This window comes from Citricoccus sp. NPDC055426, from assembly GCF_040677445.1.
Taxonomy (GTDB): domain Bacteria; phylum Actinomycetota; class Actinomycetes; order Actinomycetales; family Micrococcaceae; genus Citricoccus.
Map to the genome: position 1 here is coordinate 25,262 of NZ_JBFARZ010000013.1, position 20,624 is coordinate 45,885.

Genomic DNA, 20,624 nt, shown 5'->3' on the forward strand with positions numbered 1-20,624 from the left:
GGCCATGACCACCACAACAGACCACGACGAGGCCGGCGAGGGCTTCACGACCAGTGAGGGCCTGCGTGCGCTGCTGAACCGGCTGCATGAGGCGGGCGAGGGCGCGTGGGCGTCCGATCCGTCCGCGCGGGAGCTGATGGCCTACGCCGCGGAGAAGTACACCCCGCTGGCGCGCAAGCACGGCCTCGATCCGTGGGAGGCCGCATCTGCGGCGTTCGACGCGATGCAGTACGCCTCCACCCGGCGCGCGGACGATCCGTGGGCGATGGTCACCCACGGGGTGCGGATCACCTGCATCTTCGAGGAACGCGCCCAAGGACTGCTCTGCTCGGTCCACCAAGCCCGCCGCCCGCACGTGTCCGCGTTCCACGACCCGGAGCGGTTCGCCGACCGGGACAACCCGCTCACCGACTACCACCCCGCCTTCCACGTCACCGACCCCACCTCGGCGGACACCGAGACCGACGCCCGCACCGATGCGGACGACAACGGCAGTTCCGGCGGCGGGTCGGATCGGGCGTGCATGTCCGCGGGATCGGCGGCCGAGGACGCCATCGCCTTGCTGTGCCTGCTGGGCTGGGCGCCGGAGACCGCGCGGGCCTCGGTCGAGCACGTGTGCGGGGCGCTGATGCGGGCCGGCACCCGGCAGTCCGCGTATGAGGGGCTGCGGCGGGGCCGGCACGCCCGCGTCCTACTGGACCTGCCCGGCCGATCCTGGACCGTGCTGCTGCGAGCGCTGCTCGGCAGCCCACACCCCGCCTACGCCGCCACGAACGCCGGGAAGGGGGTGCTGCTGCGGCTGCTGATCGGCGAGACGCTACCGGTGCTGCTACGCGACGACGACCTGGTGCTCTCCCTGTCCCTCGCCGCCCCCACCCACCGTGACCGTGATCGTGGCGGGGGTGATGTGCTGTGAGTGAGGTGCAGGCCGGCGGAGTCCAGCTCGACCGGGTGGTGGACTCCATCATCGTCGGGACACGGCACCGCGCCGACCTGGGCGACATCGACGCCCTGGCCGCCTCCATCGAACGCGAGGGCCTGCTGCAACCGCTGACGGTCACCATCGACGGAGTGCTGGTATGCGGGGCGCGGCGGTTGGCGGCGATCAAGAAACTCCGCTGGCGCACCGTCAGCGTCTGGGTTCGCTCGGGCCTGTCGGATCGTCTCGGGCAGTTGCTGGGCGAGCAAGACGACAACATGCTGCACAAGCCGCTGACCCAGCTCGAAGCCGCCGCCCTGTACCGGGAACTGAAACAGGAGATGGCCGAAGACGCCGCCCGGCGGCAGGCCGCGACCCGCTTTACCAGCGACCACCAGCCCGGAAGCGACGGTGGTGGACAATGTCCACCACCGTCAACCGGGCAACTTGGCAAGACCCGCGAGCAGGCCGCCTCCATGATCGGCGGCGGCGCCTCCTACAAGACCTTCGAGCGGATCGGCTACCTAGAACGCATCGCCGCCGACCCCGCCCAACCCGAACCCCTGCGCGCGCAAGCTGCCGCGGCGTTGGAGCAGATCGAGGCCGGCGCACCAGTGCACCCGATCTTCCAAGCCGTCCGCGATGCCGCGACCATCGCGCAGGACGTTCGGGAGGCCGACCTGCACCAGATGGCCGACGAGGCCGTCGCCCGCGCCACCGCCGCCAAGAAGCAGAAAGACAAGACGTCGGCGCCGCGTCCGGTGCCGCTGACCGATGTGGATGGGGAGCCGGTGCGGTATCCGGTGCGGGCGTTCATCCACACCTGGGGCGAGCTGACCCAGTGGTGGACCCACTACGACCCAGACCAGCTCGCCACCGAGCTGACCGACGAGCAGATCGAAGCCTTCCTCGACACCGCCGAAGGCACGAGCCGGTTCGCCGACGAGCTGCGCGCCGCCCGCGACCGCGAACCGGCCGACGACGCGCCCTCGGGCCGGGGGCACCTGCGCGCCCTCTGACCGACCCGTTCTGAGTGCGAGGGAAGGACCAGCGCACCTGTCGGGTATGAAGACTCCCTTCGCTGCGTCTGATGCTCGTGCCCGGCGCCGGCTCATCGCCCTGGTCTCTGCGCTGGTGGTGATCGTGGTGCTGGCCGGGGTCGGCGTCTACGGCCTCCTGGCCGGGCCGCCCACCAGCGATCGCAGCCCCGACCGTGGCGGCGGCACACCATCGGCTCCGGTGGTCATTGCTCCTGGCGAGCCGACGCCGACCGGAACTCCGTCCGTTCCCGCCTTGCCGGAGGTCGAGGCGTCGGACGACCCAGAGACGTTCGCCCGCAACGTCGCCGAGACCTTGTTCGCGTGGGACACCGGCAGCGAGTTGATGCCCTTGGATTACAGCTCGGTGGTCCTCGCTGTGGGTGATCCTTCGGGTGCGGAGCAGGCTGGGCTCGCCTCTGATGTCGCGGCCTATCTCCCGACCAGGGAGGCCTGGCTGGAGCTGCGTCAGTACGCGACCGCGCAGCACCTGACCATCGAGGACGCCTTCGTGCCGGAGGCGTGGGACACGGCGGTGGAGCAGGCCCAACCCGGACAGCTCGCCGAAGGCACCATCGCATACACGGTCGAGGGCACCCGCCACCGCACCGGCGTCTGGAACGACGAGCAGGTGACCTCGGAGCATCCGGTGGCGTTCACGCTCTTCATCGTCTGCGCACCCACGTATGACACCTGCCATCTGCTGCGCCTGTCCCAGCTCGACAACCCCCTCCGATAGCCGCCTGGGGGTGAGTGGTTCGTGTTGAAGAAGGTCGTCGTCGCCACGCTGGTCCTGGTGTTCTTCGGACCCGTCCTGGCGTTGTTATCGGTCGGGGTCCTGATGAACCCCGCCGCCACCGCGACCGTCGCCTGCACAGTCAACAGCGGGGTCACAGTCGGAGACGTCCCCGACTCACTGACCGTGACGACCGCGAACGGTGAGACGTTCACGCTCAACCGGCAACAGCTCACCCACGCGGCGACGATCATCGAGACCGGCAGCCAAATCGACGGGGTGACCCGCGACGGGCTGGTGATCGCGTTGATGGCGGCGCTTACCGAGTCCACCCTGCGGATGCTCTCCAACACCAGCGCCTACCCCGAGTCCGCGGACTACCCCAACGACGGCGACGGCTCCGACCACGACTCCCTCGGCCTGTTCCAGATGCGCCCACAATCCGGGTGGGGCACGGTCGCCGAGCTGATGGACCCCATCTACCAGGCGCAGGCGTTCTTCGGCGGACCCACCGGACCCAACCATCCGAGCCCCAGAGGGCTGCTGGACATCCCCGGCTGGGAGCAGATGGACAAGGGCGAGGCCGCCCAAGCCGTCGAAGTGTCCGCCTACCCCGACCGGTACCGCAACTACGAGCCGGTCGCCGAGACCATCCTCACCACACTCACCACCACGACGAGCGCGGGCGCGGGCGGCGAGGTCGTACAGGTGGCCGGGCCAGAGTCCTCGCGAGTGGTGTTCCCGGTCCCGGAAGGCACCTGGGTCCTCACCTCCGAATACGGGCCACGGGTGCATCCCATCACCGGAGAGGACTCCTTCCACACCGGGACCGACTTCGCCGCCCCGGACGGCACCGCGCTCTTGGCGGCAGCGGACGGGACGGTGACGGTGGCGGAGTTCTCCGGCGGGTACGGCGGGCTCATCGTCATCGAGCACACCATCGGCGGGCAGACGGTCGCGACGGCGTATGCGCACATGTGGGAGCACGGCATCCACGTCCAAGCCGGCGACACCGTGACCGCCGGGCAGCACATCGGCGACATCGGCTCCTCCGGCAACTCGACCGGCCCGCACCTGCATTTCGAGGTCAGCCTCGGCGGCACCGATGGCGAGCACACCGACCCCGCCGCCTGGCTCAACAGCCATGACGTAGCCGACCTGCCCGAACCCGAGACCGGCACACCGGGCCAGGAGTGCGACCCCGACACCGGCGGTGCGCCTGGTGGGGCGCCGGAGCCGTTCGAGGGCGACCCGAACCAGACGGTCGACGACCCCACCAGCGGCGGGCAGATCACCGCCCGCCTGCTGCACCTGTACACCCAGACCATCGCCGCGTTCCCCGACACGAGCTGGGTCTGCTACTCACCCCGGCCCGGCACCGTCTCCGAACACCCCCTCGGCCGGGCCTGCGACGGCACCTTCGGCAACGCCATCGGCTCCCAGCCCACCCCGGCACAGCGCGAGCTCGGGTGGGAGGTCACCAACTGGATGAAGGACCACGCCGAAGCTCTGGGCGTGGAGTACCTGATCTGGGACGGCCGCATCTGGTCCATATCCCGCGACGCCGAAGGCTGGCGCCCCTACGACGGCGGCGGGATGCATGACCCCGGCGACGTCACCGGCGGCCACTACGACCACCTGCACGTCACCGTGTCTCAGAATCCGTGATTGTTCGCTTACCTCTGATGCACGAATCTTGCGTCAGAGGTAAGCGACGGGTCGGCCACCGCCCGGGTCACCGCGGCCCGCTGAGACGGCGCGGGCGATCCGAGCGAGTGCCCTGGTCGCGGCGTTCCGCAGGACCAGGCGGGCGGTCCCGGCGCAGTTGGGCCAGCGAGTCGCACCTACCGGCATGAGGGCTATTCCGGCAGTTCGATCATCGGACACCACCAGCATCGCGTCTACCCGCTGCACCCGCGAAGGGCACGCCAGTGGTGATGCGGCATGAACGTGTTCCCCGACTTCGACGGGCTCGGCGGCATCGGCGACCTGCGGGCCGTGATCGGCGCGCTGCTGACGTTCGTGCTGATCGTCGCGGTGCTGATGCTGATCGTCTCCGCGATCGTGTGGGCCATCGCCGCCGCGAACGGCAACCACGTCATGGCCGGCAAGGGCCGCACCGGCGTCCTCGTCGCCCTCGGCGCCGCCGTGCTGGCCGGCGGCGGAGTGGCATGGATGAACTGGCTTATCGCCCTCGGCGACCAACTCTGACACCCGCCCTGCGCAACCATCGCCACCGATGCCGTCTCACCCTGCCCCGGGTGCGACATCCGTCTGTCGCGGGCCTCTCGGCGGGCGGGCGCGGTGCGTGGACGTGTGCGCGCACCTGATGCGTGAACCCCGTCCGTGTTCCCCGCCTTCGCGGCGGGTCCGCATCCGTCAGGAGCCCATCGTGTTCGACCTCGCCACCGCCCTTCTCGCCGCACCCGTCGTGGTGCCGATGGACATCAACATCGACCCCAACAGTGACGGCCTGCCCGGCATCGCGCAGTTGCGCACCATCGTCGGCGCCGTCATGACGGTCGGCCTCATCCTCTCCGTCCTCGCCCTCATCATCAGCGCGATCGTGTGGGGCTTCGGCGCCAACAGCTCCAACCCCCACCTCGCGGGCAGAGGCAAGATCGGCGTCCTCGTGAGCTGCGGCGCCGCCGTCATCTGCGGCGCCTCGGTGACGCTCATCAACTTCTTCTGGAACGTCGGCCAGCAGGTCTGACCCACCCACCAAACGTCTCAACTTCTGAGGAGTGATCTGCGGTGGGTGTATGCGATATCCCCCTGGTCTCGACCGTCTGCGACACCGCCGGCGAAGCCGCAGCCAGCCTGGTCTCCGCCCCGTTCGACTGGCTCGCCGGCGCGATGGGCGCCGCCGCCGGCTGGCTCTTCGAGGCCGTCTGGTCGGTGTTCGACACCACCACCCTCGTGGATGTCACCAGCGATGAGTACGTGGCGGTCTACAACATCCTGTTCGGCATCGCGATCTTCGTGATGCTGATCTTCTTCTGCCTCCAACTCATCACCGGACTCATCAGACGCGACCCCACCGCACTGTCGAGAGCGGCCCTTGGGCTCGCCAAGAGCGTGCTCGGGTCGTTCGTGGTCATCACCCTGACCGCCCTGCTGCTGGAGATCGTGGACCAGCTCTGCGTCGGGATCATCCAGGCCGCCGGGGAGACCACCGAGAGCATGGGCGACAAGATCGCCCTGCTCGCCGCCGGCCTGGTCGGAATCAACATCGCCGCACCAGGAGTCGGCGCGATCATCACCATCTTCCTCGCCGGCCTCGCCATCGCCGCTGCCGCGATCGTCTGGCTCTCACTACTGGTGCGCAAGGCGCTGCTGCTGGTGGCGATCGTGTTCGCCCCCCTCGCCTTCTCCGGGGCCTCGTGGGACGCCAGCCGGGGGTGGATCAGCAAGTGGACGATGTTCGTCATCGCCCTGATCTGCTCCAAGCTCGTCCTGGTCGTGATGTTCCTCGTCGCCATCACCCAGGTCAGCGCGCCGATCGATGGGGACCTGGCCTCGGTGGCCGACCCGATCGCGGGGATCGTGCTGATGGCGATGGCCGCGTTCGCGCCCTACCTGACGTATAAGTTCATCGCGTTCGTCGGGTTCGACATGTACCACGCCATCGGCTCCGAACAGGACGCGAAGAACGCCCTCAACCGACCCGTCCCCACCCCCTCGAAGCCGCAGGGCGGCGCGGAGCCGAAGAAGGTCCTCGACGGTGACAACGACGGCGGCGGTCCTGGAGGTGGCGGGAAGAAGCCGCCGGAGCCGAAGAACCCCGCACCCGCCTCCAGCGGCACGGCTGGCGCAGGCGGCAAGACCGCCGCCGGCAGCTCCGCAGGAGCCGGTGCCGGTGGCGGGGCCGGAGCGGGCGCTGGGGCTAGGGCGGGTGCGGCGGCTGGCCCAGCCGCCGCCGCGGTGGTGGCCGCGAAAGTCGCCAAAGACGCCGCCACCGCCGGTCCCAAGGCCGGCAAGGCTCTCGGCAATCAGGGTGACAGCGCCGCCGACTCCGCGGGCCAGACCGACACCACCCCGCCACCGGCCGCGCAGGCACCCCCGCCCTCGACTCCGGCTCCCAAGACGCCATCGGCAGGCCCCTCGGCGCCGGGTTCGCGTCCGCCGAAGCAGCCACCGCCCCCGGCGCCGAAGCCGACCGGCAAGGAGTAGCCGCCATGTCCGCGAAGCAGAACGAGCCCGCCGCGTCGTCGGGCGAGCTGGTGCCGGTGAAGTTCTCCCGCCTCACCCGCCGCGGCATCCTCCTTGGACTCTCGCTCTCGCAGCTCATCACCCTCGCCATCGGCATCCTCTCGATTGTCGGTGCCCTCTACGCCGGGGGCGGCCTCCTGCTCGCCTACACCGCCCCCGTCTGGGTGATCGCCGCCTGCCTGACGTGGATACCCGTAGCGGGGCGTCCGGCGGTGGAATGGCTGCCGGTCGCGGTCTGGTGGCTCTGGCGCACCACCGGCGGACAGCTCCTCTACCGGCGCCGAGTCGTCAAGCCCCGCCCGGTCGGGACGCTGGCACTGCCCGGCGACCAGGCGCGGCTGCGGGAGTACACCGACCCCGAAACCGAGGCTGGGATGATCCACGACCCCACCGCCGGCACGCTGACCGTGGTCTGCGAGGTCACCCACCCCGCCTTCGTGCTCCTCGACCCGGGCGAGCAGGAACGACGGGTCACGTCCTGGGGCCGCGTGCTCGCCACCGTGTGCCGGTCGGGACGCATCGCCACCTTGCAGGTGCTGGAGCGGACGCTGCCGGACTCCGGCACCGGACTCGCGGAGTGGTGGGAAGCCCACGGCACGGCGGATGACTCCTGGGCCGCACAGACATATGCGGAGCTGATCGACCGCGCCGGCCCGGCCGGGGAACGGCACGCGACCACGCTGTCGCTGGCGCTGGACATGAACGCGAGCGCGCGGCAGATCAGGACCGCCGGCGGCGGCCTGCGCGGTGCCGCCGCGGTGCTGCGACAGGAGATGAACACCCTGGTCGCCGCCCTGCGCTCGGCCGACCTGTTACCGTCCGGGTGGCTCTCGCCGGGACAGATCGCGGTGATCCTCCGCAGCGCGTATGACCCGGCGATCGCCGCCACCCTCGAACGCCACGGGCAGCTTGGCCAGTCCCTCGCCACCGCCGGCCCGGTCGCCGTCAACGAGTCCTGGGCGCGGCTGCGCACCGACTCGGCCCACCACGCGGTGCTGTGGGTCTCCGAATGGCCCCGCTCGCTGGTGTATCCGGGGTTCCTGTCCCCGGTGCTCCTCTCGACGGGGATTCAGCGGTCGTTCTCGTTGCTGTGCACGCCGATGCGCTCCGATCAGGCCGCCCGCGACATCCGCAAGAAGAAGGTCGAGCACATCTCCGACCAGGCGCAACGGGCGAAGATCGGACAGATCGAGGACGCCGCCCAGACCGCGGAGTACCACGACGTGCTACAGCAGGAAGCCGACCTCACCGCCGGCCACGGCGTGCTGCGCTACACCGGCCTGATCGCCGTCTCCGCCCCCACCGTGGAAGAACTCGACGCGGGCGTGGCGGCGATCGAGCAGGCCGCGATCCAGGCCTCCTGCGAGACCCGCCTCCTCGTCGGGCAGCAAGCCGCCGCGTTCACCGCCGCCGCGCTCCCGCTCTGCCGCCGAATCTGACCCGGCCGCCGCGCGTGGGAGCGATGGTGCACCTGACCGGTGGCCCCCGAATCGCGGGGGTACTCGCCCGCGTCCAGGGAGGCCGTCATGCCCACGTTCCACGACCCACTCGCCGATGCCGCCGAAGCATCCGAGGCGATACGCGGTCTCGCCCACGCATCCCGCGTATTCGATGGCCCGGCCGACACCTACACCGTGTTCGGCGACCTCACCGCGGCCATGCGGTCGCTGCGGCAGGTGCTCGACCAGCTCGCCGCCACCCACCTCGCCCACCGCGAACGCGCGCACCACGACGACGGCGACCACCTCGCCGGTGATCGCTCAGCCCTCGCCGCCGCGGACGAGCTGCACCAGGCCGGCACCCTGCTCGACCAGGCCCACGACCACCTCAACGCCGCGTTCTCCCACTCGGGTCGCATCGCCTGGCACCCCGCACCCGCGCAAGCCGGGCTCGACCACGACCCCGCCACGTCCACCGCGACGGCGGGGACGCTGAGACTGACGGTCTGGCCCGATGCCCCGGTGGGTGAGCACCAGCGCTACGCCTACCGCATCACGGACACCACCACCGGGCAGGAGCTGGAGGGACGGGACCTGTTCACCGGCGCCGGCCAGCCCGTCGGCCCCGACCACGCGATCCACGACCTCGCGACCTTCCTCGGCGCCGCCGGTGAAGCCCGTCAGTACGCCCTCGACCACCCCGACACCGAGCCCGAGCACGCAGGTCTGTTCCCGAGCTGGGTGGCCGAGGCCGCCCGCACCAACGCCGACGCCCTCACCGAACTCACCGAACCCGCCGAACGGACGGCTATAGCCGAAGCGTCCCGGCCTGAGCGCCGGTGGATCAACGTGGTGTTCCTGCAAGGCGAGGACGCCGACGAAGTGCTGGACCTGATCGACCGGGACGGCACCGCCGCGGGCGTCGAGCACCTGAAGGGCTGGGACTACGGGGAGGAGACCACCCAGGCAGCGCTGGAGAACGGCTACGTCTACGACGAGCCCCCGACCGGCGCACTGGACAGGGTGATCACCGGCGAAGACGGCTACACCCTCACCTACAACCCGTTCGCCGGACACGTCAGCCTCCTCCGCGAGTACGCACCAGCCTCCGACGTCCTCGAAGACGCCGTGGTGCCGGCGCGGGAGGCGATCACCGGGATCGGCGCCCCGCCCGCACCTCAGCCGGCGCAGGCGTCCGCCACGCGGCGGACGGCCCTCGGCGCGGACAAGGACTGGTTCGCCGGACCCGCCCGCACGACCGGATCGGCCGGGCGAGGGCTGTCCCTGTGACCGGCACGGAGCCCGAGCGGCTGCACACATCCGTCCTGGTCGCCCCTGCCGCCGAACGCCGCCGACTGCGCAAGCAACGCCGACAGGCCGCCGCCCGCCTCCAAGCCGAACAACGCGCAGTCGAAAAGGGGGCGGCACGGGCAAAGGCCAAAGCCGAGAAGGCTGAGCGGCGCGCGACGACCTACCTACCGGCCGCCGGCGAACCCGGCCCGGCGGCACTCAAATCGCCGGGCCGGTTCCGGCTGCCCCGCCATCAAGACACGTCCGCGACGCTGGCCGGGGCGTATCCGTTCGTCGCCGAAGGCGGCCTCGGCTCCGATGGCGTGTTCGTCGGGCAAGACCTCTACTCCGGCGGATCGTTCGTCTACGACCCCTGGGTGCTCTACGCGCGCGGGATCATCACCGCACCCAACATCGTGCTGGCCGGCATCGTTGGCTCCGGCAAGTCCTCACTCGCCAAGTCCCTCTACACCCGCTCGTTGCCGTTCGGGCGCCGCGTCTACGTGCCCGGCGACCCGAAGGGCGAGCACACCGGCGTCGCCGAAGCGGTCGGCGGGCGGGCCATCGTGCTGGGCCACGGCCTCCACACCCGCCTCAACCCGCTCGATGAAGGCCACCGGCCCTCCGGTCTCTCGGATGAACAGTGGGCCTCCACGGTCGCCTCCCGGCGTCGTGACCTGATCGGCGCCCTCGCCGAGACCGTGCTCGCGCGGGGGTTGACGCCGCTGGAGCACACCGCGATCGACCTCGCCCTGACCGCCACCGTTGCCGAGAACACCGTGCCGATCCTGCCGATGGTCGTCGACCACATCCTCAGCCCGACCGATGCTCCGGATGGTCGCCTGGCGGAGGACGGCCGGCTCGTCGGTCACGCCCTACGCCGCCTCGTCGCCGGGGACCTCGGCGGCCTATTTGACGGCCCGAGCACCGTCGCCTTCGACCCGTCGCTGCCGATGATCTCCCTCGACCTGTCGCGCGTCACCGAGAACTCCACCCTCATCAGCGTCCTGATGACGTGCTCCAGCGCGTGGATAGAATCGGCGCTGCTGGACCCCAATGGTGGGCAGCGGTGGGTGATCTACGACGAAGCATGGCGCCTCATGTCCCACCCCGCCCTGCTACGGCGGATGGACGCGCACTGGAGGCTGGCACGGCACTACGGGATCGCGAACATGCTGATCTTCCACAAGCTCACCGACCTCGACAACGTGGGCGACCAAGGCTCGGCCATGCGCTCCCTCGCCAACAGCCTGCTCGCGAACGCCGAGACCCGGATCGTCTACCGGCAAGAGTCCGACCAGCTCGGCCCGACCGCGAAGGCCCTCGGGCTGACCGGTACCGAGCAGAAGCTCCTCCCCACCCTCGGGGTCGGACAGGGGCTGTGGAAGATCAAGTCCAGGAGTTTCATTTCGCAACACCAACTCCATCCCGTCGAGCTGGACCTGTTCCGGACCGATGCCCGCTACCTGGGCGGTCAGTCATGAGTGGCCGCAACCCGCTGCACCACACCTCGTCCCAGCAGCCCGACGAGACACCGGTGGTGCTGCCCCACGTCGTCATCATCGTCACCGAGAACAGCACCCTGGACGTCACCGTCGACGGCACGCCGTTCCCGCCCCCTGCCGCGGGTTCGGAGTGGACACGTGGCACCTTCGGGCTGCTGCTGGACGCGGTGACCAAGGACCGCACCATCGCGGTGCGGATCGAGGTCCGTGAGGTCGACGGGACCGTGTTCACCGACCTCATCCACACCCGCCGACGCCCCGCCTCCGAAGCAGACAGCACCGCGGCACCGACGCGCCGTGGCCGGCGTGCCCGCCAGCAGCAGCCGCCGGTGCTGGTTGAGGTCACCGGGGACGGGTTCGTGCCCGGCGAGGACATCGCCGTCGCCGTCATCGTCGCCCACACTGACGCCACCGGCACCGGCGCCGCCCGCGCTCTCCTCGACCAACGCCAGCTCGACGCCTTGGCCGAGAGCCCGCACGAGGTGGTGCTGTATGGGCGCATCTCCGGCACCACTGTGGTCAGGCGGGTACCGTGAGCAGCCCGCAGGGTCGTCAGACCGGCTCGTTCGGGGACGAGTTGACCAACGCCGCCCTCATCGCCCTCGTCGGGATGTTCGGCGTCGCGCTCGTCCTGCGCGCCGCCGGCAGCGTGGCGGCGTTCCTCACCGGCACCGCCCAACCCGCCGCGGGACCGGCGTCCGGGCTCGGAGTGCTGTTCAACCCCGGCGACCCCGCCGTCGCTCTCGACGCCGCCGCCGGGCTGAACCCGGTCGTCTACTGGATCGTCACCGCCGTCCTGCTCGCCGGCCTCTCGGTCGGTGGCGGGTGGGTGTGGGTGCGGCTGCGCCGCCACACCCGCAAGACCGAGACCGACCCCCGCCGCCTCGCCGGCACCGCCACCGGGCACGAAGTCAGCCAGACCGCCTCCGGGAAGGCACTGCTGCGCCGCGCCAGCACACTCCGCCCCTCCCTGGAGGCTCCCGCACCGGCGGATGTGGGCTACCTGCTTGGCACCAGCCTCGGCAAACAGGTCTGGGCATCGGTCGAGGACTCGATCCTGCTGCTCGGCCCACCCCGCTCCGGCAAAGGGCTCCACGTGGTGATCAACGCCATCTTGGACGCGCCCGGTGCCGTCGTCACCACCTCGACGCGACCGGACAACCTCACCGCCACCCTCCGCGCCCGCCAGCGCGACGGCCGACCGGTGGGGGTGTTCGATCCCCAGCACCTCGCCGAAGGCGTCCCCGCCGGACTGCGATGGTCCCCGGTCCGCGGCTGCGAGGACCCGCTGACGGCGATGGTCCGCGCCACGGGCCTCGCCTCAGCCACCGGGCTCAGCAGTGGCGGTGTGGAGTCCGGCGGGTTCTGGGAAGGCAAGACACGCACCGCCCTCCAAGCGCTGCTGCACGCCGCCGCCCTGGACGGCCGGCCACCGGCCGAACTGTTCCGGTGGACCCTGGACCCCTCCATCGCCGCCGAAGCCGTCGCCGTCCTCACCAACCACCCGAACGCAGCGACCGGATGGGCGGACTCGCTCGGGGCGATGATCGACTCCGACCCCAAGACCCGAGACTCCATCTGGCAAGGCGTCTCCCTCGCCCTCTCCGCCCTGGCTGACCCGCGCGTCCTGGACGCCGTCACCCCACGAGCGGGTGAGGACTTCGACCCCGAAGCCTTCCTCACCCAACGCGGCACGCTGTATCTGCTCGCGACCGGTGCGGGGGCCGGAGCGTCCGCGGCCCTGGTGGCGGCGTTCGTGGAAGACCTCGTGGAAGCCGCCCGCCGCCTCGCCGCCCGCTCACCCGGCGCCCGGCTCGACCCACCACTGCTGCTCGCGCTGGATGAGATCGGCAACCTCTCACCGTTGCCCTCGCTGCCGACACTGATGGCCGAGGGCGGCGGCACCGGTATCACCTGCCTCGCCGTCTTGCAGTCACTGGCACAGGCACGGGAGAAGTGGGGCGACAACGCCGCCGGCGCCATCTGGGACGCGAGCATCGTCAAGATCATCCTCGGCGGCGCCTCCAACTCCCGAGACCTCCAAGACCTGTCCTCCCTCATCGGCGAACGCGACGAGTACACCGACTCCGTGACCCTGGGCGATCACGGCACGAGATCGAACCAACGCTCCATCAGGAGAGTGCCGATCCTGCCGCCCGACCGCATCCGCACCCTGCCCTTCGGCACCGGCATCACCCTCCTCCGTAGTGCGCCGCCGATCGTGACCGACCTGCGCGCCTGGCCCACCCGCCCCGACGCCGCCCAGCTCGGCAAGGACCGCTCGGCCATCGAGGCACTGCTGCGGCGCCCGGCGGCGACCTGACGCACGGGGAGCCGGTCGTGCACCTGCCTGGTGTAGCCGCGCACCGTTGACGCGGCCTGACACGGGCAGGAGCACAGCATGTCGATCAACTCGCGACCCTCGATCCGGGGGTTCATCGCCAAAGATCCCCGCGAGCTGGAGACCCAGGACGGCGCCCTGTACGTGAAGGTGCGGTTCGGGCAGGAACGCAAGCACCGCGAGGAAGACGGCTCGTTCACCGACCTCGGCAAGACCTACGACACCTTCGTCGCCTACGACGACAACGTGCAGCGAATCATGGACAACTACGTCCCCGGCGACCGGTTCATCGCCCAGGGCTATGTCCGCAAGTTCCCCAAGGCCGACACCGGCATGGAAGGGGAGGTCTTCGTCGTCACCGGCATCGGTCACGACACCGCCTACACCCGCTACGACGTGGACCGCAGCGCCCGCCGCACCGGCCCCGAACAGACCGCCCCCGAGCACACCACACCGGCACGCACCGCCGAGCGGGACGCAGCGGCGTTCAACCCGCCCGACCGCCGGCCAGCCAGCACCGCGCCAGCGATCAGCATGTGAGGGGCGGCAGACCGATGAACGAACACACTCCCCACCCCGAACACCTGGACGACCCCGACGAACTGAACGAGTTGAACGAGTTGGACGAGTTGGACGAGCTGGACGAAGACAACCTCGTCCCGGACGACGACCCGCTGGTTGCCGAGCCTCCGCACCCGATCAACTGGAACCTGCTCACCGCCGCCGACGCCGAGGTCGAATGGTTCGAGCTGAACCGGTGGGTCCGATGGCTGCGCACCACCTACGGACTGCCCGCCAGCGTGATCCCACCGTTCTGGCACCACCACCCCGAGCTGGTCTGGGAACTGTCCGCACTGCACCTGCACTGGCTGTGCGCCTACGACCCCGACATGAGCGGCAGCGCCCCGCTCGGCTGGCACCGCGACTTCGCCGACGCCCGCAACCGGCTACGCGAATGGGTCGCCGCCTCCGGCACCCGCCTCGACCGAGACCGGCCCACCCGCCAGACCACCTGGCCCGGCGAGGACCCCGCCCCGCCGGTCGAAGACGTCATCATCGCCGACCGCGAAAGCGAGTTCGTGGACTTCATGATCGCCGACGTCGAGCGACGCCGGCAAGCCGAGGAGGAGTTCTTCGCCGCGATCGCCGGAGAGGAACCGTGAGCACCGATACGACCTGCCCACCTCCGGCTGAGGTGGGCCAGGTCGTCGCCGAGCCCGCCCATGCGGCTTTCGCCGCCGGGTGGCGGGCCGGGACGCTCCGGCGCGACACCCAACCGGCCTCGCAGGACGTGATCGAGCAGATCGCGACGATGCTCGATGCCGCCAGCGTGGCCGACGCTCTCACTCGACCGGAGTGATCCTCAACCGCTCCTCGGTCGGTGCCGTGCCCGGCAGCGCGTCGATCCGGTGGATCATCCGCCGCAGATAGGCGCGCTTCTCGGTGATCGTCCTCTCCTTCCACGACGCGATCAACGCTGGGCCGTCCTCGATCGGGAACTCATCCAGCTCCATCGCATCCAACCGTCGCTGGAGACCATCGACACGTCGCTGCGCTTCAGCGATCAGCGACAGCAGCACCGTCACCATCGCACCCCGATACTCCCCGGTGCCCTGCTTGGACAGCAGCGCGTCACGCTCGGCCCTGGCCTCATCGAGCTGGGACAGCACCTCGTTGATGCCCACGTCAGCCCGAGCGGCACGCCGTCGGGCACGCACGGCAGCCAGCGCATCATCGGTGATCTGGGCGAAGAACCAGCCCAGCACGAATGCCTCGCCCTTGACCGCATCGATCGTGCATCCACCCGAGCAGTTCCCCGGGCCTCGGACCTTGTTGGCTTGGCAGCGGTATGCGAACGCCGGCACCCGCTCGCCAGAGGCGCGCTTGCGGTACTTCTGATGCCCATACAGGCGCTCCCCGCACTGGCAATGCAGCAGCCCGGTCAGCAGCCACTCGTGCGAGCCCCACGGTCGCCTGGTTCGCGAGGTCTTCGCTTCCTCCAACAGCCGGCGCACCCGCAACCAGGTCGCCCGATCACAGACCGGCTCCTGAGCGATCACCGGCTCGCCCGAAGCGTCCCGGGCGATGTGGTCCAGCAGGTCGAGCTTCACACCGCGCTGGTGCTCGGGCACCTGCCGCATCCGGTAGCCGATCATCCGGGGCGAGACCAGCGACCGGTACACCGTCGCCTCATACACCGGCCCGCCCGCGGCAGCGGTGATCCCGTACTGGTCGCTCCAGTAGCGGGCGATCTGAGCCAGGCTTTTGCCCGCCAGCACCATGTCCACCGCGTCTTTCAACGCCGGATGCTCAACCGGATGTGGCACCAGTCGCACGCCGGAACGTCCGAACTCATCGACCACACGCGGGCCAGCCATCCACCCCAGCGGCGGCGTGCCGCCATGATGGAATCCGGCCTCGGCCAGGTGCCGCTTCGACGCCAACTGCCGCTCGCTCATCGAATCGGTCTCAACCTCCGCGAGCAGTGCCTTGATCCCGGTCACCAGCTTCGCCCCCGCGGTCGCAGTGTTCAGCTCATCGGCGCTGTCCTGATGTGAGACCAGATACACCCCTGAGCGTTGGCACTGCCCGATCCACTCGATGCACTTCGCCGCGATCCGGTTCGTGCGATCCAACTTCCAGAACGCCACCGCCGGAACCGTCCCCGCCTGGATGTCCTGGTTCAACTGACGCCACCCCTTGCGGCTCTTCGCCGCAGAAGCGCTCGCTGAGTCGTTGTCGATGTACTCACCCATCACCGTCCACCCACCCTCGGTGGCGAGCTTGCGGGTCAGATCAAGACGCTGACGCTCGATCGCATCCGCCTTGTCCTTGTGATACTTCGACAGCCGCAGATACAGATAGATCGGCCGCGTGTCCCCGGCCGGCATGTTCGGCCCCGTCTGATTGAACGCCGGGTAGACCACCGCCCGCGTCGCCCGACCCGGCCGCGCGTTCGCGCCAGGCTGCTTCGTCCTCGTCGTCATCAGTGACCTCCTTCGATAAGGAGGTGCACTTTCCATTGCTTGCCTCGTCCAGGAACAGCACACCCCCGTGGGCGAGGGAGGCCGCCCCGGGCCGGGCCAACCCGGTGCCGCCGCCCACGAGGGCCGCCATGGAGGCCGAGTGGTGGGGCGCCTGGAAGGGGGCCTGCCGGATGAGCCGGGCGGTGGACTGGGACTGACCGGTCAGGGACCGTACGGCGGTGGCCTCCAGCGCCGTCCGGTCGTCCAGGGGTGGCAGGATGCTCGGCAGCCGCTCGGCCAGCATGGTCTTGCCGGCGCCGGGGCTGCCCTCGAGCAACAGGTGGTGGCCCCCGGCCGCGGCCACCTCCAACGCGAATCGGGCCTCGAACTGTCCGGCGACCTCCGCGAGATCCGGCACCGGGCCGGGATCCTCGGCCGCGTCCGGGGAGGGCCCCTGGCCGGGCCCCGGGGCCTGATCGGCCAACGCACTGGCCAAGGGCGCGTCCGGTGTGCCGTCGAAGGCCACGATCACCTCGTGCAGCGAGCGGAAGCCCCGCACCCTCGCCCCGGGGACGAGGGAGGCCTCGGCGCAGGACTCCTCGGCCACGACCACCTCGGGGTGGCCTGCTGCCACGGCGGCCATCACGCACGGCAGCACCCCCGGGGCATGCCGCAGCCGTCCGTCCAGCCCGAGCTCCGCCAGGAAGACGGGGCCTTCCGTGCCGCGCACCCGGCGGTCGGCGGCGTAGGCCGCCATCACGATCGCCAAGTCGAAGCCGGGCCCCCGCTTGTGCAGGGCCGCCGGCACCAGGTTCACGGTCAGGTGCCGGCGGGTCAGCGGCAGGCCGGAGTTCCGGGCCGCGGCCTTGATCCGGTCCCGGCTCTCCTGCAGGGACTGGTCCGGCAGCCCCAGCAGCACGAACCCGGGCAGGGACTGGCCGATGTCCGCCTCCACCTCCACCAGGTGGCCGTGCAGGCCGGTCAGGGCCACCGCGAGGGTCCGTCCCATGACGGGAGGCCCGCTCACGGCCTGATGTCCTTGAGCACCTCGACGGTCATCCCGCCCCCGGCCGGCAGCAGGACCGAGACCGCGTCCACCCGCCACCCGGCCAGCCGCCGGGACTCGGGGTGGGCGATGGCCCAGAGCAGCGCCAGCCGGTGCAGACGGCGCAGCTTGCGTGGCGTGATGGCCTCGAAGGGATGACCGAACCCGGTCCCCCGGCGGGTCTTGACCTCCACGGCCACCCACCAGCCCTGGTGGACCCCCACCAGGTCGATCTCGCCGTCGGGGCATCGCCAGTTCCGGTCCACGATCTCGTAGCCCTGGTCCTGCAACCACCGGGCGGCCACGTCCTCGCCGAACCGCCCCAGTGCCGTGTGGGCTGATGATTCCTTCGGCCGGGTCCCGGCCGGTGCTGCATGCTCCATGGGTGCACCTCCACCCACCACCCTGCGCCAGGGCCGGGCCCGCCGGGGCCGGGGAGGGTGCCGCTGTGGACGGCCACGGCGCGCCGGAGCGCTGTGCAGGAGCGGACCCTAGACCGCGGGACCGTCCTGGGGCAGCTGCAGGTCGTCCCGGGGCGGGAGCTCCTCCACGTTGACGTCCTTGAAACTGAGGACCCGTACCCGTTTGACGAAGCGCGCGGTGCGGTAGATGTCCCACACCCAGGCGTCCTCGAGCAGGACCTCGAAGAACACCTCGCCACCCTCGGCGCGCGCGGTCACGTCCACCGAGTTGGCCAGGTAGAAGCGCCGCTCGGTCTCCACCACGTAGCGGAAGAGTCCCACCACATCGCGGTATTCCCGGTAGAGCTGGAGCTCCATCTCCGATTCGTAGTTCTCGAGTTCGTCGCCGCTCATGCCGTCCATTCTGCCTGTTCCCCGACCGGAGCCGCCCCCAGACCGAGGTTCCAGCTCATCCGGTGGTACGGGCTCGGGCCCTGCGCCGAGATCGCCAGCCGGTGCGCGGCCGCCCCGTAGCCCTTGTTCCCCTCCCAGCCGTAGGCGGGGAAGGCCTCCGCCAGCCCGGTCATCAGCCCGTCGCGTTCCACCTTGGCCAGGATGGAGGCGGCTGCCACCGAGGCGCACGTCGCGTCTGCCTTGACCTGTAGGTGTACGGCGCCCGGCCCCGGTGCGAGGGCACCGCACAGCGGGGCCGGCGCCTTGGGCAGCCAGTTGTCCCGCCCGTCCAGCAGCAACAGGTCCGGGGTCCGGCCCAGGTCCGCCGCCACCCGGTGCCAGGCCCTCCGCCCGGCCAGGGCGAGGGCCGCGGTGATCCCGTACCGGTCGATCTCCCCGGGTTCGGCATGCCCGACGGCGGCCGCGGCACCCCAGGCGAGGATCTCCGGGACCAGCGCCGTCCGGCGCTTGGCGCTCAGGGCCTTGGAGTCGCGCACGGCCGGGTGGGGGCCGTCGTCGGGCATCCGGACGACGACGACGCCGACGCTGACGGGGCCGGCCAGCGCGCCCCGGCCCACCTCATCCATGCCGGCGACGAGCAACGGCCCGGACCCGGCGCCCACACGGGCCCGATGGGTGCCGGCGAGTGAATGCTCCAGCGTCAGATCCGGCAGCACGGGGGCCGGCCGGGCTGCCGGTGTGGTCGCCCGCGCCGTCATCCGGACCCGGTCCGGGCTGCCTCGGGGGCCGGGACCTGCTCGAAGGCGTCGCGGTCGCCGCCGGCGTCTCCCCAGCGGGACAGCGGCCAGGCGATGACCTCGGCGCGTCCGGTGACGTCGTCCAGGCTGATGAAGCCGCCCCCGGGGCCGTCCTGGTGCATGCGCGAGTCGGCCGAGGCGTCCCGGTGGTCGCCCATGACCCAGATGTGCCCTTCCGGCACGGTGACGTCGAAGGGGATGTCGGAGGGCGCCGAGCCGGGGTGCAGGTAGGGCTCCTCGACGGGGGTGCCGTTGACGGTGAGTGCCCCCTCCGCACTGCAGCATTCCACCCGGTCGCCGGGCAACCCGATCAGGCGCTTGACGAGGTGCTGCTCGGAGGAGTTGGGCATCAGGCCGATGAATTCGAGGGCCCCGCGGACCGGGTTGGAGGCCACCGGGGCGGGCTCGCCGAGCCAGCCCTTGGTGTCCTCGAAGACCACCACGTCTCCGCGGGCCACCTCGAAGGGGCCGGGCACCAGGAGGTTGACGAAGATCCGGTCGTTGATCTGCAGCGTCTGTTCCATGGAGCCGGAGGGGATGTAGTAGGCGCGGAACAGGAAGGTCTTCACGAGGAAGGAGGCCAGGATGGTGATGAGGACGATCAGCACGATCTCGCGGACGGCGAGCCAGAGCCGGCGGCCGCCGGAGGGCTCCACGGCATCGGGTCCGGCCGGCCGGTCAGCGCCGCCGCGCTGAGGCTGCGCCGGTCTGCCCGGGCTGCTGTCCTCCGCCATCCTGCCGTCCTCTCCGCTGGTCCAGCCTGTCACTCTACCGCTCGGCGGATACCTCGACCTGTTCCCATGAGGTGCGTCTGTCGAGTGGCCACGCGATTCCCGTCACCCTCCCGATCACCGCGGATTCGGCGATCATCCCCCCGCCGGGGGCGCCGAGCAGGGCGCGGGAATCCAGCGAGTGGTGCCGGTTGTCCCCCAGCAGGAACAGGCGTCCCGCGGGCACCGTGGCGGTGAAGGGCACGGCGGAGGCGGGGGGCTCGGCCAGGTAGTCCTCCGGCACTGCCTCGCCATTGACCGAGAGCGATCCGCCGGCGGTGCAGCAGGAGACGGTGTCTCCGCCCCGGCCGGCCACCCGCTTGACGACCGCCGTGGTGTCCGGCGCCAGGCCGAGCCACATCAGCGCCCCGTCCACCGATCGCGCCAGGGCGGACCGGGATTCGTAGGGCACGAAGCTGCCCGCTCCGTCCACCACCACCACGTCGCCGCGCCGCACCTGCGTGGTGTCATAGGCGGTCCGGTCCACGCTGATGCGATCGCCCGGCTGCAGCAGCGGCTCCATAGATCCCGAGGGAATCCGGTACGGCTCGGACACCGTGCTGCGCACCAGCGCCGAGGCCAGGACCGAGGCGAGGGCCACGGCCACCACGGTCAGCACCCACCGGCCCCGGGAACCACGACGCCGCGGGCGCCGGCCCCCGGGTGGGGTCCGGCGCCCGCGGCGCGGGGGGGGGGATGGGGTCTGGGGCAAGGGTGGGCTGCTGGGGGGTGGTCGGCTCATTGGGGGTTTG

Annotated in this window: 22 protein-coding genes; 15 read left to right on the forward strand and 7 right to left on the reverse strand. The window is 70.8% G+C overall.

Annotation, left to right across the window (positions count from 1 at the left end):
* Window positions 1-4 precede the first annotated feature (4 nt).
* From AB0K08_RS14995 to AB0K08_RS15065, 15 genes are all read left to right on the forward strand, one after another.
* On the forward strand, window positions 5-916 hold the full coding sequence (locus AB0K08_RS14995; RefSeq protein ID WP_075812460.1) for a hypothetical protein: 912 nt from the start codon (window positions 5-7) through the stop codon (window positions 914-916).
* Window positions 913-1,938 (forward strand): ParB N-terminal domain-containing protein, encoded by a 1,026-nt coding sequence (locus AB0K08_RS15000; protein WP_314301332.1) that lies wholly within the window; start codon window positions 913-915, stop codon window positions 1,936-1,938. The genes AB0K08_RS14995 and AB0K08_RS15000 overlap by 4 nt, the downstream gene beginning before the upstream one ends.
* A gap of 46 nt (window positions 1,939-1,984) precedes the next feature.
* On the forward strand, window positions 1,985-2,695 hold the full coding sequence (locus AB0K08_RS15005; protein ID WP_363355799.1) for a hypothetical protein: 711 nt from the start codon (window positions 1,985-1,987) through the stop codon (window positions 2,693-2,695).
* Between the two features lie 21 nt (window positions 2,696-2,716).
* The gene (locus AB0K08_RS15010) at window positions 2,717-4,360 is read left to right on the forward strand and encodes a M23 family metallopeptidase (protein WP_075812462.1); all 1,644 of its coding nucleotides are present in this window, start codon (window positions 2,717-2,719) and stop codon (window positions 4,358-4,360) included.
* Between the two features lie 276 nt (window positions 4,361-4,636).
* Window positions 4,637-4,903 (forward strand): DUF6112 family protein, encoded by a 267-nt coding sequence (locus tag AB0K08_RS15015; RefSeq protein WP_075812464.1) that lies wholly within the window; start codon window positions 4,637-4,639, stop codon window positions 4,901-4,903.
* Window positions 4,904-5,084: 181 nt separating this feature from the next.
* Window positions 5,085-5,405: a DUF6112 family protein gene (locus tag AB0K08_RS15020; protein WP_363355802.1), complete on the forward strand. Its 321-nt coding sequence runs from the start codon at window positions 5,085-5,087 to the stop codon at window positions 5,403-5,405.
* Between the two features lie 41 nt (window positions 5,406-5,446).
* Window positions 5,447-6,865 (forward strand): conjugal transfer protein TrbL, encoded by a 1,419-nt coding sequence (locus AB0K08_RS15025; RefSeq protein ID WP_075812466.1) that lies wholly within the window; start codon window positions 5,447-5,449, stop codon window positions 6,863-6,865.
* Between the two features lie 5 nt (window positions 6,866-6,870).
* A complete protein-coding gene (locus tag AB0K08_RS15030; protein WP_075812468.1) occupies window positions 6,871-8,343 on the forward strand; it encodes an SCO6880 family protein in 1,473 nt (490 codons plus the stop codon).
* An 87-nt stretch (window positions 8,344-8,430) separates the two neighbouring features.
* Window positions 8,431-9,633: a hypothetical protein gene (locus AB0K08_RS15035; RefSeq protein ID WP_321166358.1), complete on the forward strand. Its 1,203-nt coding sequence runs from the start codon at window positions 8,431-8,433 to the stop codon at window positions 9,631-9,633.
* On the forward strand, window positions 9,630-11,117 hold the full coding sequence (locus tag AB0K08_RS15040) for an ATP-binding protein (RefSeq protein WP_075812470.1): 1,488 nt from the start codon (window positions 9,630-9,632) through the stop codon (window positions 11,115-11,117). The genes AB0K08_RS15035 and AB0K08_RS15040 overlap by 4 nt, the downstream gene beginning before the upstream one ends.
* Window positions 11,114-11,674 (forward strand): hypothetical protein, encoded by a 561-nt coding sequence (locus AB0K08_RS15045; RefSeq protein ID WP_075812472.1) that lies wholly within the window; start codon window positions 11,114-11,116, stop codon window positions 11,672-11,674. Before AB0K08_RS15040 ends, AB0K08_RS15045 begins: the two co-directional genes overlap by 4 nt.
* A complete protein-coding gene (locus AB0K08_RS15050) occupies window positions 11,671-13,461 on the forward strand; it encodes a TraM recognition domain-containing protein (RefSeq protein ID WP_363355806.1) in 1,791 nt (596 codons plus the stop codon). Before AB0K08_RS15045 ends, AB0K08_RS15050 begins: the two co-directional genes overlap by 4 nt.
* A 78-nt stretch (window positions 13,462-13,539) precedes the next feature.
* A complete protein-coding gene (locus AB0K08_RS15055; RefSeq protein ID WP_075812474.1) occupies window positions 13,540-14,019 on the forward strand; it encodes a hypothetical protein in 480 nt (159 codons plus the stop codon).
* A gap of 14 nt (window positions 14,020-14,033) precedes the next feature.
* Window positions 14,034-14,642 carry a hypothetical protein gene (locus AB0K08_RS15060; protein WP_363355808.1) on the forward strand — a complete coding sequence of 203 codons (609 nt, stop codon included), beginning with the start codon at window positions 14,034-14,036 and terminating at the stop codon, window positions 14,640-14,642.
* Window positions 14,639-14,839 carry a hypothetical protein gene (locus AB0K08_RS15065; RefSeq protein WP_143554017.1) on the forward strand — a complete coding sequence of 67 codons (201 nt, stop codon included), beginning with the start codon at window positions 14,639-14,641 and terminating at the stop codon, window positions 14,837-14,839. The genes AB0K08_RS15060 and AB0K08_RS15065 overlap by 4 nt, the downstream gene beginning before the upstream one ends.
* On the opposite strand, the gene AB0K08_RS15070 is transcribed toward AB0K08_RS15065, so the two are convergent.
* The 7 genes from AB0K08_RS15070 to lepB (AB0K08_RS15100) all read right to left on the reverse strand — a co-directional run bounded on the left by AB0K08_RS15070 (window position 14,823) and on the right by lepB (AB0K08_RS15100) (window position 20,491).
* Window positions 14,823-16,370 carry a recombinase family protein gene (locus AB0K08_RS15070; RefSeq protein ID WP_363355811.1) on the reverse strand — a complete coding sequence of 516 codons (1,548 nt, stop codon included), beginning with the start codon at window positions 16,368-16,370 and terminating at the stop codon, window positions 14,823-14,825. The two genes, AB0K08_RS15065 and AB0K08_RS15070, sit on opposite strands and share 17 nt — an antisense overlap.
* On the reverse strand, window positions 16,276-17,472 hold the full coding sequence (locus AB0K08_RS15075; protein WP_363355813.1) for an ATP-binding protein: 1,197 nt from the start codon (window positions 17,470-17,472) through the stop codon (window positions 16,276-16,278). Before AB0K08_RS15075 ends, AB0K08_RS15070 begins: the two co-directional genes overlap by 95 nt.
* Window positions 17,469-17,873, reverse strand: a complete 405-nt coding sequence (locus tag AB0K08_RS15080; RefSeq protein ID WP_363355815.1) for a YraN family protein — start codon at window positions 17,871-17,873, stop codon at window positions 17,469-17,471. Before AB0K08_RS15080 ends, AB0K08_RS15075 begins: the two co-directional genes overlap by 4 nt.
* 108 nt (window positions 17,874-17,981) lie before the next feature.
* A complete protein-coding gene (locus AB0K08_RS15085) occupies window positions 17,982-18,305 on the reverse strand; it encodes a DUF2469 domain-containing protein (RefSeq protein WP_363355817.1) in 324 nt (107 codons plus the stop codon).
* The gene (locus AB0K08_RS15090) at window positions 18,302-19,063 is read right to left on the reverse strand and encodes a ribonuclease HII (protein ID WP_363355819.1); all 762 of its coding nucleotides are present in this window, start codon (window positions 19,061-19,063) and stop codon (window positions 18,302-18,304) included. Before AB0K08_RS15090 ends, AB0K08_RS15085 begins: the two co-directional genes overlap by 4 nt.
* The gene (gene lepB / locus AB0K08_RS15095; RefSeq protein WP_363355821.1) at window positions 19,060-19,836 is read right to left on the reverse strand and encodes a signal peptidase I; all 777 of its coding nucleotides are present in this window, start codon (window positions 19,834-19,836) and stop codon (window positions 19,060-19,062) included. The genes AB0K08_RS15090 and lepB (AB0K08_RS15095) overlap by 4 nt, the downstream gene beginning before the upstream one ends.
* A gap of 34 nt (window positions 19,837-19,870) precedes the next feature.
* Entirely contained in the window at window positions 19,871-20,491 is a 621-nt protein-coding gene (gene lepB, locus AB0K08_RS15100; protein WP_363355823.1) for a signal peptidase I, read from the reverse strand.
* Between the last annotated feature and the right edge of the window lie 133 nt (window positions 20,492-20,624).

Bases quoted from the DNA above. Each gene is read 5' to 3' on its own strand.
- AB0K08_RS15030 (WP_075812468.1), top strand. From the start codon at position 6,871: ATGTCCGCGAAGCAGAACGAGCCCGCCGCGTCGTCGGGCGAGCTGGTG.
- lepB (WP_363355821.1), bottom strand. From the start codon at position 19,836: ATGGCGGAGGACAGCAGCCCGGGCAGACCGGCGCAGCCTCAGCGCGGC.
- AB0K08_RS15090 (WP_363355819.1), bottom strand. From the start codon at position 19,063: ATGACGGCGCGGGCGACCACACCGGCAGCCCGGCCGGCCCCCGTGCTG.
- AB0K08_RS15080 (WP_363355815.1), bottom strand. From the start codon at position 17,873: ATGGAGCATGCAGCACCGGCCGGGACCCGGCCGAAGGAATCATCAGCC.
- AB0K08_RS15015 (WP_075812464.1), top strand. From the start codon at position 4,637: ATGAACGTGTTCCCCGACTTCGACGGGCTCGGCGGCATCGGCGACCTG.
- AB0K08_RS15070 (WP_363355811.1), bottom strand. From the start codon at position 16,370: ATGCCGGCCGGGGACACGCGGCCGATCTATCTGTATCTGCGGCTGTCG.
- AB0K08_RS14995 (WP_075812460.1), top strand. From the start codon at position 5: ATGACCACCACAACAGACCACGACGAGGCCGGCGAGGGCTTCACGACC.
- AB0K08_RS15045 (WP_075812472.1), top strand. From the start codon at position 11,114: ATGAGTGGCCGCAACCCGCTGCACCACACCTCGTCCCAGCAGCCCGAC.
- AB0K08_RS15055 (WP_075812474.1), top strand. From the start codon at position 13,540: ATGTCGATCAACTCGCGACCCTCGATCCGGGGGTTCATCGCCAAAGAT.
- AB0K08_RS15085 (WP_363355817.1), bottom strand. From the start codon at position 18,305: ATGAGCGGCGACGAACTCGAGAACTACGAATCGGAGATGGAGCTCCAG.
- AB0K08_RS15005 (WP_363355799.1), top strand. From the start codon at position 1,985: ATGAAGACTCCCTTCGCTGCGTCTGATGCTCGTGCCCGGCGCCGGCTC.
- AB0K08_RS15035 (WP_321166358.1), top strand. From the start codon at position 8,431: ATGCCCACGTTCCACGACCCACTCGCCGATGCCGCCGAAGCATCCGAG.
- AB0K08_RS15060 (WP_363355808.1), top strand. From the start codon at position 14,034: ATGAACGAACACACTCCCCACCCCGAACACCTGGACGACCCCGACGAA.